The sequence below is a fragment of the Bacillus sp. FSL K6-3154 genome (assembly GCF_040869395.1).
Classification (GTDB): domain Bacteria; phylum Bacillota; class Bacilli; order Bacillales; family Bacillaceae; genus Bacillus; species Bacillus safensis.
Genome location: NZ_CP152033.1, coordinates 2,556,872 through 2,572,194, shown reverse-complemented (window position 1 = coordinate 2,572,194; position 15,323 = coordinate 2,556,872). Strand labels below are relative to the sequence as shown.

17 protein-coding genes are annotated in these 15,323 nt (G+C 41.0%); 8 read left to right on the top strand and 9 right to left on the bottom strand.

Going from position 1 to position 15,323, the window contains the following annotated elements:
- Window positions 1–35 precede the first annotated feature (35 nt).
- Entirely contained in the window at window positions 36–455 is a 420-nt protein-coding gene (locus tag MHH61_RS13150; RefSeq protein WP_024425804.1) for a regulatory YrvL family protein, read from the top strand.
- Window positions 456–517: 62 nt separating this feature from the next.
- Here MHH61_RS13150 and MHH61_RS13145 read toward each other — a convergent pair whose 3' ends face one another.
- The 3 genes from MHH61_RS13145 to MHH61_RS13135 form a co-directional block, all read right to left on the bottom strand.
- Complete coding sequence (locus MHH61_RS13145; RefSeq protein ID WP_125587602.1) at window positions 518–3,112, bottom strand: YfhO family protein; 2,595 nt, start codon at window positions 3,110–3,112, stop codon at window positions 518–520.
- A gap of 87 nt (window positions 3,113–3,199) precedes the next feature.
- Window positions 3,200–4,183 carry a glycosyltransferase family 2 protein gene (locus MHH61_RS13140; protein WP_024425218.1) on the bottom strand — a complete coding sequence of 328 codons (984 nt, stop codon included), beginning with the start codon at window positions 4,181–4,183 and terminating at the stop codon, window positions 3,200–3,202.
- Between the two features lie 299 nt (window positions 4,184–4,482).
- Window positions 4,483–4,755, bottom strand: coding sequence for a YfhJ family protein (locus MHH61_RS13135; protein WP_024425219.1), 273 nt, complete (start codon window positions 4,753–4,755; stop codon window positions 4,483–4,485).
- Window positions 4,756–4,871: 116 nt separating this feature from the next.
- Between MHH61_RS13135 and MHH61_RS13130 the strand changes: the two genes are divergently transcribed.
- Window positions 4,872–5,021, top strand: a complete 150-nt coding sequence (locus tag MHH61_RS13130) for a small, acid-soluble spore protein K (RefSeq protein WP_003217849.1) — start codon at window positions 4,872–4,874, stop codon at window positions 5,019–5,021.
- Between the two features lie 25 nt (window positions 5,022–5,046).
- Window positions 5,047–5,220, top strand: coding sequence for a YpzG family protein (locus MHH61_RS13125; protein ID WP_008360604.1), 174 nt, complete (start codon window positions 5,047–5,049; stop codon window positions 5,218–5,220).
- 23 nt (window positions 5,221–5,243) lie between these two features.
- On the opposite strand, the gene MHH61_RS13120 is transcribed toward MHH61_RS13125, so the two are convergent.
- Window positions 5,244–5,558 (bottom strand): YfhH family protein, encoded by a 315-nt coding sequence (locus MHH61_RS13120; protein WP_024425807.1) that lies wholly within the window; start codon window positions 5,556–5,558, stop codon window positions 5,244–5,246.
- Between the two features lie 3 nt (window positions 5,559–5,561).
- Window positions 5,562–6,353: a recombination regulator RecX gene (recX, locus tag MHH61_RS13115; protein ID WP_024425808.1), complete on the bottom strand. Its 792-nt coding sequence runs from the start codon at window positions 6,351–6,353 to the stop codon at window positions 5,562–5,564.
- A gap of 94 nt (window positions 6,354–6,447) precedes the next feature.
- Between recX and MHH61_RS13110 the strand changes: the two genes are divergently transcribed.
- From MHH61_RS13110 to MHH61_RS13095, 4 genes are all read left to right on the top strand, one after another.
- Window positions 6,448–7,344, top strand: a complete 897-nt coding sequence (locus tag MHH61_RS13110; protein WP_125587603.1) for a TIGR01777 family oxidoreductase — start codon at window positions 6,448–6,450, stop codon at window positions 7,342–7,344.
- A gap of 52 nt (window positions 7,345–7,396) precedes the next feature.
- Complete coding sequence (locus tag MHH61_RS13105) at window positions 7,397–7,507, top strand: YfhE family protein (protein ID WP_017358836.1); 111 nt, start codon at window positions 7,397–7,399, stop codon at window positions 7,505–7,507.
- 61 nt (window positions 7,508–7,568) lie between these two features.
- The gene (locus MHH61_RS13100) at window positions 7,569–7,724 is read left to right on the top strand and encodes a YfhD family protein (protein WP_024425223.1); all 156 of its coding nucleotides are present in this window, start codon (window positions 7,569–7,571) and stop codon (window positions 7,722–7,724) included.
- A gap of 118 nt (window positions 7,725–7,842) precedes the next feature.
- A protein-coding gene (locus MHH61_RS13095; protein ID WP_368004452.1) for an IS3 family transposase occupies window positions 7,843–8,993 on the top strand; the annotation gives its coding sequence in 2 pieces (ribosomal slippage) (window positions 7,843–8,116 and window positions 8,116–8,993; 1,152 coding nt in all).
- Between the two features lie 58 nt (window positions 8,994–9,051).
- Here MHH61_RS13095 and MHH61_RS13090 read toward each other — a convergent pair.
- Window positions 9,052–9,639 (bottom strand): nitroreductase, encoded by a 588-nt coding sequence (locus MHH61_RS13090; protein WP_125587473.1) that lies wholly within the window; start codon window positions 9,637–9,639, stop codon window positions 9,052–9,054.
- A 270-nt stretch (window positions 9,640–9,909) separates the two neighbouring features.
- On the opposite strand from MHH61_RS13090, the gene MHH61_RS13085 reads away from it, so the two are divergent.
- Window positions 9,910–11,166 carry a transcriptional regulator gene (locus MHH61_RS13085; protein ID WP_024425225.1) on the top strand — a complete coding sequence of 419 codons (1,257 nt, stop codon included), beginning with the start codon at window positions 9,910–9,912 and terminating at the stop codon, window positions 11,164–11,166.
- A 36-nt stretch (window positions 11,167–11,202) separates the two neighbouring features.
- Here MHH61_RS13085 and MHH61_RS13080 read toward each other — a convergent pair whose 3' ends face one another.
- The 3 genes from MHH61_RS13080 to mprF all read right to left on the bottom strand — a co-directional run bounded on the left by MHH61_RS13080 (window position 11,203) and on the right by mprF (window position 15,215).
- Window positions 11,203–11,670, bottom strand: coding sequence for a thiol-disulfide oxidoreductase DCC family protein (locus tag MHH61_RS13080; protein ID WP_024425226.1), 468 nt, complete (start codon window positions 11,668–11,670; stop codon window positions 11,203–11,205).
- Between the two features lie 333 nt (window positions 11,671–12,003).
- Window positions 12,004–12,552 carry a thioredoxin family protein gene (locus MHH61_RS13075; RefSeq protein ID WP_125587472.1) on the bottom strand — a complete coding sequence of 183 codons (549 nt, stop codon included), beginning with the start codon at window positions 12,550–12,552 and terminating at the stop codon, window positions 12,004–12,006.
- A 92-nt stretch (window positions 12,553–12,644) separates the two neighbouring features.
- Window positions 12,645–15,215 carry a bifunctional lysylphosphatidylglycerol flippase/synthetase MprF gene (gene mprF / locus MHH61_RS13070; protein ID WP_025093478.1) on the bottom strand — a complete coding sequence of 857 codons (2,571 nt, stop codon included), beginning with the start codon at window positions 15,213–15,215 and terminating at the stop codon, window positions 12,645–12,647.
- Between the last annotated feature and the right edge of the window lie 108 nt (window positions 15,216–15,323).

The following is a 15,323-nucleotide window of genomic DNA, read 5'->3' as shown; positions in this document are numbered from 1 at the left end:
CAGGTATCTTCATGTAAAGGAGTGTTTGTTCAACTATGCAGCAATCTGTTCATGCTTTATGGCAAGGGCTGAAATGGCTCATGGCGGCGTCTGCTGTCTGTTACATATTTTTGTTGTTTTGTGTACTGTTCTTTCATTTAACGGGTGCTTTTTATCAATCGATTTTATCGATGCTTTTATTTATGGGCATCTATGTGGTACTTGGGATATCCTTTGAGCATGTGGAGCATGTGCTTATGAGAGTTGTTAGAAAATGCCGTTCCAAAAAACGCTCCATCGTTTTCTATGCCATTTCCATTCATCTCTTGTTTATTTGGGGTGCTGTCTATTTATCAGATGAATTGGTAGGCGGCATTTTACTGTCTACTTCTGAGGAAATCCTCTTTGCCCTAAGCCTTTGGTTGTTTCATTTTTTGTTTGATTATGCGACGTTTTCGTTTGAGAAAGAAGCTTAATGATTTGCTTCATATGATGGATATCGTGCTCGATCAGCCTTTGGAAGATAAAAAAACACCACTTATGATGAAAAGTGGTGTTTCTTGTGTTGTCTTCGTGCATATAGGATCGCACCGATCAAACTGACGAGTGAAATCAACGCGAGAATTCTGATATAAGGCGGATAGTAGGTTAGCACAATCTCGTTTTTGCCTTTTTCTATTGGAAAACCGATAAAGGCGTAATTGGCTTGTTCAATATCAGTCTGCTGTCCGTTTACTGTGAGCTCCCAGCCTTTTTCATATGGTACTGGCAGAACCATATAATCATCGCCGCGCTTGTTATCATATGAAATCGTAAAGCGGTTGTTTTCAAGCTTTACTTGCTGGCTGCCATTATCCTGTTTTTCTTTTTCATATGCCTTTTCTAGGATGCGGTAAGGCTCTTGATACAGCCTCAGTTGATTGAGTTCATATGTCCCTTTTGGTACTCGAATGGAAAGGATTTTTTCCGCAGGGACTCGAATCGTCACTTCATTGACGCCTGTTTTGTAGATGGATGTATTGCTTTTTCGTGAGGTGACGTAGTTGTCAACGGATAACTGAAATCCTTCGTTCCGGTCTGTCCGCTTCACATAAAAGCTCACATACACATCCCCAGCGCGGGCCATATCATCTGGCAGCGTGATATTCAGACCGCCTGTTTCTCCGTATACATCAAGCACGCCATGTTCATATATGGCTTGTTCGGTATGAATGTTTGTATCCTTGACTCGATCTGGCGCATGCTCAATTTCAGCGTTTCCTTTTTTGTCTAAAATCACACCTTGCAGCATCGCATGCTCCCTATCAAGTGCTGAGGCATCCTTTAAGGATTCTTCTGAATAAACGGTGCTTGTTGTTCTTGCAAATGGCAACGGCCGTGTATTTTCATACACTTTATAATGCTCGCTTTCCAATATTGGCTTAAAATAAGCTGGCGGTGAGTAAGACATCGTGTTGTCTCTCATATAATACTTTCCGTAGGTCAGGCTGTATAAATTCGCCCTGTCCCCCATTGTTGCATAACGGCTGACACTTTCACGTCCCATATCGATTTGCAGGTCATTCCAATAAAAATTGAGCAAATGTTTATTTAATATACTTGAATACGCACTCATGCCTTGAAAGCCTTCAAATAACGGGGTGTTGTTGCGCACGCCGTTCATCCAATCAATCCGGGCAAGCGGATCTTTTGAAGAGCGGCTTTGAATCTGCTGAATGAGCTTCATTTGTTCATGTCCAGCATATGCCTCACTATTCAGATACGTATCTGATACGCTCTTAATATTGCTTCTTTCAGATAAATAGCCCTGCTGATACACGCCTGCTGTCAGTAAGCTGACAACGATGAGCACAACTGAAAAGAGACGAAGGTGCTGGCGTTTTTCCCCATGAATCACAAGGAAAAACAAGCTGATCACAAGCAGTCCTATGCCTGTAAATACAACAACATCCATATTTCCCTTTGCTCGTTCTGAAAGGGCGACGGCGAGAAGGAACACGATCCAAGCGCCTAAGACCGCACGCTTTTTCCACTTCCACTCGATTTGCGAGAAATGCTTGATGGTGATGGCTGCGACCGCTCCAACTGTAAAGGCAAGAATGTATTCAAACCTGTACTGCGGTGCTGAAAAACCATTAAACACGCTCGCCATCTTTGGACTGTAGTGAAAAACAATGAGCAGAACGCTGATCGATGTAAACATGAAAAACCACCTGTTCCGGTAAAGCGGAACGAGGAACATACAAATGAGAAAAATCACAGGTAATAAATACACCCTGCTTGTAAACAGCAGATGATCATGCAGATCAAACCAAGGTATAGATTGATCATATGGCGGTCTTATATTATGAAGAAATCCATAGACAGACGGGACAAAAAAGGCAGCACTGATTCCAAAGGATAACAGCGTAGAGACCGCCAGCGTCCAGAACACCTTCCACCCGTTCTCCTCACTTCGAAGCTTGATGATATATCTGAAGACAAGATAGATCGCTAAAAAGATAAAATGAATATAAGCAAAGTAAAAATTGTTGATAAGCATCAGGCTGCAACTCGCAATAAACCAAGCCGGCTTACCTGTTTTGAAAATCCGTTCAACCCCAAGTACAAGCAGCGGGAGCCACATCATACTGTCGGTGAAAAACTCCCAAAACGTTTGATGTCGAAAATACACAATAGACAATCCGTAAATTGCGGCTCCTGTTAATGCGCTCAGCCTATGCTGAACCATTGAAAGAAGCACACGGTAAGCGATGAAAAGAATAAGCGTCAGCTTGATCACACTCAGCCAAATGACGGCATTTGCCCAGAAATGAATATCCGTTGACTGGATAAGATGAAGCGCATTCATCAACCAGACGACAGCGACCGTGACCATAAAGACAGTCGACGTTGTGAAATAATAACCTAATTGCGTATATGTACCGCCGCCTAGACCGAATTGATAGGAATAAAAGAAGTTCCCTTTGACGTATTCATCGTACAGCAGCTTTTTAAATGGGAGCATTTGGGAGATCCCGTCTCCATCTCCTGTCATATACCGGCCCTGCGTATATTCATATAAGAAAAAGGAGTGTCCTAATAAAGCGAGAATGAGGCACATTCCTATCATTATCCATCTACGTTTCATCATCTAAATCCTTTCCACAAAAGATCCACTATTCTTTGAAACAAAACAACCCAGCAAGCGATTCGTGCTTGCCGGTTATTTGACTCCACGTTATTTAAATAACTGTGTTAACACTCGGTCTTGTTCCTTTGAGCTTGTCTCTTGTTCCATCACATTTGATTCCTGGATTAAATAATGCGGCCTCTTTTTCGTTTCATAATAAATACGGCCAATATATTCTCCAATCACACCTAGACTCAAAAGCTGGACACCTCCGAGGAACAGCACAGCCGATATTAAAGTAAAATAACCCGGCACCATAATGCCCGTTCTGACGATTTGAATAAAGGTGGCCACGATGTAAATCAATGAGAGAAATAAGATCAGTATGCCAGTATAAAAACAAATTCGCAGCGGGCGGTTGTTAAAAGAAATAACGCCATCAATGCCATAGTTAAATAATTTCTTCAGTGACCATTTTGTATCACCATGCTGTCTTTCTACATTTTCATAATAGATGACCTTTTCTTCAAACCCAATCCAGCAAAAAAGCCCTTTCGAAAAACGATTTCCCTCTTTCAGCTGAAGCAATGCATCGATGGCTTGGCGTGAAATTAAACGGAAATCCCCGACGCCATCACGCAAGTCCACTTCTACTACCTTGTTCATCACCTTATAGTACATGGATGACAGGTAAGAGCGCAGCTTGCTGTCACCTTTGCGATTCCGTTTGGCAATGACTTGATGATAGCCTTCTTCATACCCTCTGACAAAGTCCTGAATTAAATACGTCGGGTGCTGCAGATCGGCGTCCATAATAATCGCAGCTGCTCCTTTTGCATGTTCAAGACCTGCCAAAATAGCGGCTTCCTTTCCAAAGTTACGCGAAAAAGAAATATATTTAACCTTTGCACTTTTGCGAGAGAGCTCTCTCATGTATTGAAGCGTGTTGTCTTTGCTTCCATCATTTACAAAGATGATTTCAAAGTCATAATGAAAATCGCGAAACTCTTCCTCGAGTGCCTCAAAGATTCGTCTGATGTTTTCACCTTCATTGTAAGAAGGAATTATAACAGAGAGCAGTTCCCGTTCCATATCGCACCTTCTCTTCACTTTTTTCACATAGTCTGATATGTTCATTATTCCTTTTTTGTCAGAAAACGAAACCCTTTTTTATTATCCATAAATTACATGTCTCTTCAATCGTTTCATTATATCAGAGTTTTATTTCCAGTGATTTTCAGCAGGATGAATTTAATGTAATTTTAAGTTTAATCATTGTAAAAAGCCTGTAATTTCGATCACAGACTGGGTATTGTTTCATAAAGTTATTTGTTCGTTTGTATATTTTCCTTATGATTGAAAAAGATGAATGGAAGTAAAAGGGCAACCTTTTAATGAAGCAGCCCTCGATTGTTTTGTTGCAGATGCTCGTTTGCCTTTGATTGTTTATTTTGAAATAAATGCAGCTGCGCTCCGTAGCTCTCGATCCACTCTTGAACAATTCGTTCTGTTGTTTCCTGTCCTTTATACTTGCGGCCAGCCTTTGCATAAGTCGTTTCAAAATCACTCCAAAGCAGCTCTACCCATGTACGGGCTTCGTCATATGTCAGCATATTGTTTTTTTCCATAAGTTGTTCTGTTAATCGCTCAAAGTATTGTTCCATGCTTGTTCCTCCTTCATCTAGCAGAAAGTGCCTTTTTAAAAAAACTTCTTTTTTCATATACTACCCTTACGTCTTCAAAAGACGCAAATGATTTGTATTGTTTGGAGGGAATCGATATGCGTAATAAAGCAAAAGGCTTTCCAAATCAGGTAAATCACAAGTTTGAAGGCGAACCAGGCGCTACAGATGCTTATGCGTCTAAACGGCCGAATGGTGAAACGAATACACGTCCACAGGAACGTATGAGGGCATCAGGGAAACGCTAATTTTTCCAAAGGGAGTGCTTGAGATATGAGTTCAAATGGGAAATCGTATATGGCAGACTTTGTTCAATTAAGGACAACCGCTTACCCTCAACCATGGGCAAATGCAAAGCATTCTGCCTCTCAGGTCAACGGAGAAACGCAGCAAACGCAGCACGACATCGTACTTCAGAACAACGTCCGTAAACAGCGTTCGAAGTAAAGAAAAGGACTGATCTCTTTGGATCAGTCCTTTTGCGTCAGCATTGAAATCGGCAGGGCATCTTCTTTATTTGGAGCCGATACTCTGTATCCCCACGCAAAAACGCCATTTAGATATTCTACATAAAACTCTTCGTCTGTGTCTTTGATTTGATAAGTCGTTTTCGTTTGAATCGAGGCTGGATCTAATAAGTAGGCTTTTGCCATATCGATTTTCCGTTCTAAAACTGCGTATTCATTCACAATGCCAAGCTGTTCAGCCTTTCGTGCTTTTTCAGAAAGGGCGGCAATCTCCTGCTTCAATTCGTATTCTGTCATCTCACTATAGCGTTTTTCCATCTGTCATTCCCCTTTGTCTAAAACGTGATCAATTGTATCAAGATCAAAGCCTTTTCTGAACAAAAATTGCTTTACTTTCATCTTCTTTTCAAATGATCCGTCATATCCTACCTTGCGTTTTGCCTTCTCCAGCATATAAAGGAGGGCTTCTTCTTCCTTTTCCTCTTCTTGTCCATCATAGGCTTCTTGAAGGGCTTTATCAATGATCTCAAACGAAAATCCTTTTCGTTGCAGCTGCAGCTTGATGCGCTGCTCGATCTCTTTTGCAGAACGATTTTTTTCTTTTTTGACAAGCTTGAGAACCTGCTTTACAGCTTCCTCGAGCTGTAGGTCATCAGGGTATTGCGATAGCGCCTGTTCAATCGTGTCATCATCTATCCCCTTGAGCTTCAATTCTTTTTTTAGGACGGAGGGTCCTTTGCTGTTCGTTTTTCGGTGGGTGCTGACATAGGCTTCTGCAAATTCAAGATCATTTACATACTTATAATGCTTCAATTTGTGTATAATTTCACTAATAGCAGGTGCAGGGATTTCTTTTTTCGTTAAATAATCGGTGACTTCTTTCACTGATCTCATGCGGTAGGATAAATAATCAACGGCCTGCTGAAATCCTTTTTTCACTGAATCACCGAATTGAATCTCAATGATATCTGCTTCGTCCAGCTCTTTTCCTTTTTTCAAATCATGCTGGACGAGCACATCTAAATCAACGCTAAAGGCGTATTTTTCATCAAGAAAGATGTTGACCCGCTCGGTATTGTTTTTCTGAGCAGAAATTTTTGTAATATAGGGCATCCTGTGATCACTCCTTTTCCAAAACAGTCAGGATGTTTCTTCTGATTCAAAATCGTGAAAGATATAGGTATGTATATGAGAGGAGAGATGTCAATTGAATATCGCCATTACCGGAGGAACCGGTTTTATCGGCCAGCATGTCACAAAAGTGCTCGCTGCTGAGGGACATCATCTATATATTTTAACAAGAAATCCAAAGGAATCCGAACAAAATCATTTACATTATGTGCAGTGGCTGACTGAAGGTGCTGCACCTGAGCATGAATTGCCTGCCATCGATGTATGGATTAACCTTGCTGGAAAATCCATTTTTACACGCTGGACAGACAAGGCAAAAGAAGGCATCCTCTCCAGCCGTCTCAAATCAACACAAGAGGTAAGACGCATTATAGAAGCGCAGGAATCGAAGCCATCTGTACTGATTCAAGCAAGTGCTGTCGGGATTTATGGCACTTCTCTAACAGGAGATTTTACGGAGGAGTCACCTCCTGCAGATACTGATTTCTTAAGTCATACATCAAAGCTTTGGGAAGCTGAGGCGCAAAAAATTGAAGCACTCGGCATTCGTACAGTCTACACCCGCTTTGGCGTCGTGTTAGGCGAAAAAGGTACACTGCCGCTGATGACACTTCCTTACAAGCTGTTTGCCGGCGGGACAATCGGCTCTGGCTCGCAATGGGTTTCATGGATTCATGTTGAGGATGTGGCACATCTCATTGCTTATGCGATTCATAATGACGACCTCTCAGGCCCGCTCAATGTGACATCACCGAATCCTGTTCAAATGAAACAGCTTGGACAAACCATTGCTTCTGCCCTTCACCGCCCCCATTGGTTGAAGGTGCCATCTTTTGTGATCAAAACGGCCCTTGGTGAAATGTCATTACTTGTTTTAGAAGGTCAGCGTGCTCTGCCAAAAAAAGCACTGCTCTCTTCTTATGACTTTTTGCACCCTGAACTAAAAGAAGCGATTTTGCATTCTAAGGAATAAATGTTGTCAAAAACACCCATCCTATTAGAAATGATATGAGGGGGCGATTTTGATGAAGAAAAAAGAACACCAGCCAACTTCGAAGCTGAAGAAAACCCAAGAAGTCCTGTATCAGCAGGAATTCAAAAAAGCGGAAAGAGCAGCAGAAAAAAGAAACAAATAAGACGGATATTCCCCTCCAACAAGCACATAACTAAAGTGATCTTGTAAAGGAGGGAAAGGCTTTGAAAAAAGACCAACACAAAAAATCCAACCACGAGCTCGCGGCACAAGAGACGGATGGCGAATATGTTGAATTTTCCAAAGAACTTGCAGATCCGAATGACGTAAAAGCAATGGCACGTATGAAAGCGGCCGATCAGCGCGCCAAAAAACAATAAGTAAAAAAGCAGACCTTATTCAGGGGACTGACCCCATAAGATGAGACAAATAAAAAACACCTTCAAGTTTGAAAACGGATCGTTGTAATCCGAAATAAAACATGGAGGTGTTTTTTCTATGGGGACAAGAGTGAGTTATCCGGTTGAAGTCAAACAGAAGGCTGTAGAAATGAGATTGGCAGGCGTATCAATGAAAGAGATTTTGCGGGAATTGAATATCAAAAATAAAACGCAGGTTCAGACATGGGTGAGGTGGCATAAGGCTGGGGATACACACCGGTTCGAACAGCCTGTTGGAAAACAATATACCCATAGAAAGGGTCCCGAGTACTCTTCCGAATTAGAGAGACTGCAGGCAGAAAATCGCTATCTGAGTCAACAGAATGAAGTTTTAAAAAAGTACAACGAATTGGAAAGGAAGTTGATAAGGAAACGTCAATCAAACTGGTAGAAGAATTGTGCAAAACAATGACAGTACAGGACATCTGTGTCCATTTAGGCGTCTCACGCGCTTCGTACTATAGATGGAAAAAAGATCTGACTCAGAATCATTCTAAAAAACAACTAGAGGAACAAATCGGCACGTTGTGCCGAGAGCACAAGTATCGATATGGATATCGAAAAATCACAGCCATACTAAAAATGAGGATGCATATTAACCATAAAACTGTTCAACGTATCATGCAGAAAAACCAGTGGCAGTGCCGGGTTAAAATGAAAAAGCGTAAGAAGAATGGGCAGCCCTATGCCGTGGCCGGTAATATACTGGATCGGAACTTTCAATCTGATCGCCCTCTTGAAAAACTAGTAACGGACATCACGTATTTGCCTTATGGACAGAAACAATTGTACCTTTCCAGTATATTGGATTTATATAATGGAGAAGTAATTGCGTTTACGATTGGTGATAAGCAGGACACAGACTTTATTTTAAACACACTTGATCAGCTCCCAGCACTGCCTGAAAACTGTGTGTTACATAGCGACCAAGGTTCTGTGTATACATCTTACGAGTATCAGAAAGCTGTTCATATAAAAGGCATTACCATGAGCATGTCCCGTAAAGGGACGCCCGCTGATAATGCCTCCATCGAATCGTTTCATTCCTCGCTAAAGTCTGAAACGTTCTATCTTAACAGCATTGATCGAACTACAACCAACATTGTAGAACGCACTGTCAAAGAATACATTTATTATTATAACAACATTCGTATTCAAACAAAACTAAACAACCATTCACCGATCAACTATCGGCAATTGGCTGTATAAAGGTGTTTTGATCCCTGTCTCAAAAACGGGGGTCAGTCCCCAGCGGTCTGCTTTTCTTTTATTTGATTTCAGTAAGAAGACTTGATGCTTTCTGGCGTGATTTTTCCTCAGGCACCTCTTCTGGATAACCTATATGAAGGATCGCAGCAAACCGTTCGTTTTCCTTTAATCCCATTTCTTGTTGAAAGCCTTTGTCGTATAAAATACGTCCGCTCTTCCATACCATACCGATCCCTTGATCCCACGCAAGCAGCTGAAGATTTTGAATAAGTGCGCTGACGGCGGCAAAATCATCATTTCTCACGACAGGGTTCTCGTCTTCTTTTAGCACAACAAGTAAAAGCGCTGGAACCTTAGAAAAGTATTCTCTGTATTGATTGATTTTTTCTTCTTTTGCATCTGGGTTGTTGCGCTGAAAGAAAGCAATAAAGCGCTCTACAAAAGTCGCTTTCGCTTCATCCGTCACCGCATATAAAAAGCGCCACGGCTCCGTGATTTTATGGTTCGGTGCATAGACTGCATCCTCTAATAGCGGCTGAAGCTGCTCAATCGTCACCGGTATGTCTTTGAATTTTCGAATCGATCGTCTATATCTGACAGCGTCTCGAACTGTTAACGCTTCTGTTTGTTGTTTCGTTTCTGGCATATATGTCATCCTTTCAATCAACTTAATTGAAATTGATTCTCATTCACATTATAAACGTCATCGCATGCAGTTGCAAATCAAGTATCCCTCCTCCCGTCTAAATAGTTGTTTGACTTTTTCAAGTAATGTTACAATCATATTACGTTTTAAACAAATTTTGAGAAAAAAACCAAGATGATGAAATGATTTTCAAGTATTCCCATTTTGTCTGATCTGTTTTTTTTGTCAAAAGGCTTTCAACCATGATTGGAAGGGAGGCTTCTGGATGGAATGAAAATCAATATTGGACAAATCATTAAACTCTACCGTTATAAACAAAATATGACCCAATCTGAATTGGCAGAAGGAATTTGTTCTGTCTCTCATTTAAGTAAAATTGAAAATGGCTCAAAGGAGGCCAATCAAGATACGATCAATTTGCTGCTTGAACGGCTTGGCATCAGCCAAGAAAAGCTGTCACAAAAGGCGCGTCATCTGCTGTCACTTTTAGATGAGTTTCAAATGAATATGTATTTCTATGCTCTCGATCAGGCTGAACAAAATGCAGAAATGATCATTCAGCACGAGGAGCAGTTCTTTTCGCTCGATTTAGGAATTCAGTACCATTTGTCTTTATTTCAATTTTATTTATTAACGGACAAACAGCCGCTTGCCTTAAAAACACACCGCGTGCTCAAAAAATTCGAAAAAACCTTTATTGAAACGGAAAAAGAAATTTTTGAATATCTTGACGGCATTCATCAAATTAAAATTGGTCAGCTTGAAGATGGGCTCAAAAAGCTTGAAAGCTGCTTTTCCTACGCTTCAGTCGAACAAAGTGATTTGTATTATCACTATGCAAAAGCACTTGGAAACATGGGACAGCTGGGTGATGCGCTTGAAGCGACACATCAAGCGATGGATTTATATAGACAAAAGAACAATTTCAAGCGGATTATTCACTGTACACTCATTCACGGCGTGATCTCACTTGAACTAAAAGCCTATCAAACTGCGAAGAAATATATAAAGGAAGTGATTTTGCACACGTCCCTTCATCCTGATGCCTATATTAAAATGTCCGCTTATTTTTATTACGGGGTGCTCTTAAAACGTGAAGGTGATTTCTCTTCAGCTGTGCCTTATTTACTAGATTCACTCAATTACTTTAATCAAGAACAGATAGAAGACCGTTACTGTGAAACGCTATATGAAATTGCGACACTATATGCTGAATATGACCGCAAAAAAGCACTTCCCTACATACACGAGCTGTTAAAACAGCCTCGTATTCAGCCAAACTGTTTATATATGATCAAAATCTATAAATTGATGATTGAGGAAAACCCACTTGATTTGAAAACCTATTTGGTCGAAGCAGCCCTTCCTTACTTTGAACACAATGAGCTGCACAGTGAATATTTGTTTGCTCTTAGGACCTTACTTACCTATGCAGGTGCTGAGCTTGATGAGCAGGCCTATAAGTCCTACACAAAGAAATTGCTCGATCATTTAACAGTATATCTTCCCTATTACAAAAAAGCATGACCTTCTGCCGATCGAAGGTCATGCTTTTTCTATTTATTAAATGGTCTCTTGTTGATCTGTGTCATGATGGTTCACCCGTTTGACAGAATGAATATACCGTCTTTTTGCAAAGAAATCGTACGCATGCTGTCCAAAGCCAAGCCAGATGCTGAGCACGATGAATGGGACCGTTCCCCATAATGCAGGGATATGGCAGGCCATACGCAGCCAAGTATAAATCCCTGAATTCTTTTGATTTTTGGCTAGGGAAATAGACACAATTCGTTTTTCCGCCTTCTCTTCACTGATTTTATTCAGCCTGAGCAGCTGCGAGTGTCTAAAGGATTCAAAGTGAATCCGATTTTTCCAATCGAGTGATCTTAACACATCAATCGTTTTTGCACATGCAGGGCTTTGTCCGTCATAAAACACAAGCAGCCTCAGTGATTTAATGGAACGCTGTTCTCTTTTTTTCGATTCAGCGAGCTTCTTTTTTTCTTGATCGAGATAAATGATTTTTTTCATAAATTGATCGCCTGTCCTTTTCCATCATTTTTTTAGTTCGTTCAAAGGAGATTACAACTAGATTACTATAGTTGCTGGGCCTCTTGTATTGGGAAAAAGCCAACCGTTGTGCGTTATATGAGCCTTTGGATAAGGGCAAAATCATTGATTTCATGGCATATATGAGGTTTTTCAACTAAAAGTGGTTGGGAAAATCGTGGTGCTTTGCGGTTTTCTGCGGTATTTGATAGAATTCTGCGGTTTTCTACATCTTTATGCGGTGGTTTTGTAGGTAAAACGCAAAAACAAGATAAAAAAAGACTACTTCCCATTGCGGCGAAGTAGTCTTTTGGTTTATATTTTTGCCAAAACTTCTACTATTTCTTTCTCAATATCTTTCCATAAGTAGCGGTCTGTCGTATAGTGATGTGCGGCTTCTTTCGCAAATACTTGAAAAGCTTCTTCATAATCAGGTGCATCTTTGTCCGGTTTTTTCTCGTCGACAAAGCGCTGCGCCTCTACTGAGCGAGGTCCCCATTTGCCCACTTCATTCCCGTCCTGATCAATGATGACGATAATCGGAATCGATCTTGCGGTCCCGTTCGTTAAATACTGATCCATCAGGTCTAGATGCTCATCTCGAATGAAATAGCGCGCATCAATGAGTGCTTCATTTGCAATACGCATGAAAATTGGAACATTGACCATCGCATCTCCGCACCAGTCCGCTGTGATGACAAGTGCTCTGAGCTTTTTCTTTTGCAGCTTTTGAAGCAGCTCTTTTTCTTTTTGATGAATTGCATACTGGTTGTACACCGTGAGCAGATTTTCCCGGTTTTTCTCCATGTTGTGTACATATGTACGTTCAGCTAATCCCTTTGTAAACCATTCATTTAATGTCATATGAACATCCCCCTTACCCTTCAACTTTACCACTTTTGCTATTCTTTTGTCTAAAAAAACCTTCACCTAGTGAAAGGTAAAGGTCTTTTGGTTTATGGACGGCGCTTTCGATTTGGGTCCATCCCGATCAGCTTGGTGACAAGTACCATTGTGACAGGCAGTGACGTATTCTTTTTATACGCTAAATATTTCCCGCGCCATTCAGGCTTATATTTCTGTTTAAATGACCGTAAACCGCTGAAGCTGTACATGTATCTGACATTGTTGAAAATAACACTCGCCAAACGCTCCGTGAGAAAGGACTGATGGAACGTCCCCACATTCGATAAAGGTGCCATTCCCATGTTAAACGATTTGTAGCCTCTTTCTTTCGCCCATTGAAACAGGTGGATAAACAGCGCATCCATCATCCCGTTCGGTGCATCATGCATATGACGCATTAAATCGATGGAAATCTCCCCTTCTTGATACATCGGCATCAATGATACAAAGGAAATGATCTGCCCTTGCTCATCCTTTAGAATTGCAATCGGTGCTTTTTGAAGATAGTCTTCTTGAAAATAACCGAGCGAAAATCCTTTTTCTTTTTTCTTTCCGAGCCAGCTGTCAGAAATCTGTTTTAAGGTTGAGATCAACTCATTTGAAAAGGGAGGTTCCAGCATTTCAAAGGTGTAGCCTTCTCGTTCAAATTTATTCGCCACAGCTCGTAAATTTGATTTTTTCTTACCTGACAGAGTAAACGTTTCTAAATCGACCATGGCTTCTTCCCCAAGCTTAAAGAAGTGAAAGCCTAAGTCATGATAAAGAGCCATCCCTTCTCGTTCTACTTGATAAAAAGCGACGCGGTAGCCGGCTTTTTCTGTCTCCTGTAAAAACTCTTCAAGTACAAGCGGATAAGACGCCTCACGTCCAGATGGATCTCCGAGCACAATGACGCAGCGGCCAATTCGCCCAAACTGAAGCATTGCTTCTCCATCACTTGAGAAAAATAGTTTTTTGTCGCCTAAAAAGCCAAGATGACTGAGGGCATTTCCGCCCTTTTCTTCTAAAAACGTTTTTAGTTTTTCCTCATCTGCTTTTTCTCCAATCGGAAATGCTTTCTTATTAAAGATCAATTTACTAATGAAGAAGAAAAGCGGTACGCCAATGAGAGCGATCATGCTTGTCATCGTGATATGCCGTTCATTATGCACCAAGTAATCCTTACTCAAGAAATGCCCGATTTTTGTCCAAATAAAGTTGCCAATAACATTATAGTTAAAGAGCACGAATAAATAACCAGCGGCAGCCGCCACAAACTGATACAAGGAATAAGGTGCCTGCTGCTTTACAAATTGATTTCGAAGAGAGAAAAACACAGCCATGATGACTGGCAAAATAAAAATCAGACTGAGGTTAAACCCCTTTAACAAAGTAAACACAAAACCGCCTGCTAAAGAGATCATTGTCAGCACATACGATCTTTTCGTTCTTTTATACACTTCAATGGACAAAATCATCAGAATGATTCCGAACATTAAAGAAAGACCATTAAATCCTGATAACAGAAAGCGCGGAATGCTGGTAATCACACCTAATCGATCGACTGGAAGCACAACAGATGCCATGATAAGCAAGCCGCTTCCAAAGGTTAAAATCGATAAAGATCCGTACAATAAACGGATTAATAAAGCACGGTGCAAAACAATTAAAACGTTCGTTGTTTCAATGGCAGGTGCCATTTTCGGATTGCCTTCAAGACGTCTAAGCGTCGTTCCCGTTAAATCGTAAGCAGCTAGACAAAGCCCTAAGATAAACGGGAAAATCGAGTACACGAAGCGGTACAAGACGAGCGCCGTCAGCACCATCTCTTTATCAAAACCAATGTATTGCATGCTCAGTAAAAAGATCAGGTCAAACGAACCAAATCCGCCCGGAACCATACTGATTAAACCGCCGATTGACGCAATCGCAAATACACCTAAGACTATTCGGACATCGACATTCATCCCCATAGAGACGACAGCCATGTACATGACAAGTCCAGCTGCCAGCCATTCTAAAAACGATGCACCGATATAAGCGTAAATTGGATGCTTTAGTCCATTTTCACCGCTCTCGATCGAGCTTTTTCGAATGGATGCCATGACGATATAAATCGGTACAATACAGGCAAAGATAATGACAAATGCCCATAGCCACGGCTCCTGGCTGATAATACTTTCAACAGGAAGCACCCTGACCAAGATCAAATCACTGAAAATAGATAAGCCCAAAAGGACAGAGGAAGTCAAAAGGGCAATGCCTTTCAGCAATTTTTTCGTATCTGTTATGTACTCCTTATAGAGAAGCGTTCTAAGCCCTGCTCCTGATAGACCGCCAAATCCAAGAACACTGTTAAAGGAGTTCGCAATCCATGAAATGCGTATCGTTTTCCAGCCGCTGATGGGCATATCAAGGCTTTTTCGTAAAATAAAATCATATAAGGACATTGATAAAACCGCGACAAGTCCAAGAAAGACAAGAATAAACAAGTCCATTCGGTTCAAGCTGTCAATAATATAAAACGTCTTTTTAATGGAAAGTCCGCTCAGCTCCTGCTTCGCGACAAAAATCAAGACAAGGATAATGACGATCGGAAAAAGCATTTTTAAGATCGTCATACCCGTTTTTTTGTTCCACATGTTTTTCCCAACTTTCTAGGTTGCTTCATTATTTCAACTGAACATTATTATACAACAAATACCACTTGATTCATGCAGTTTAACATTCAAAAGCTTGACGAACCTTTC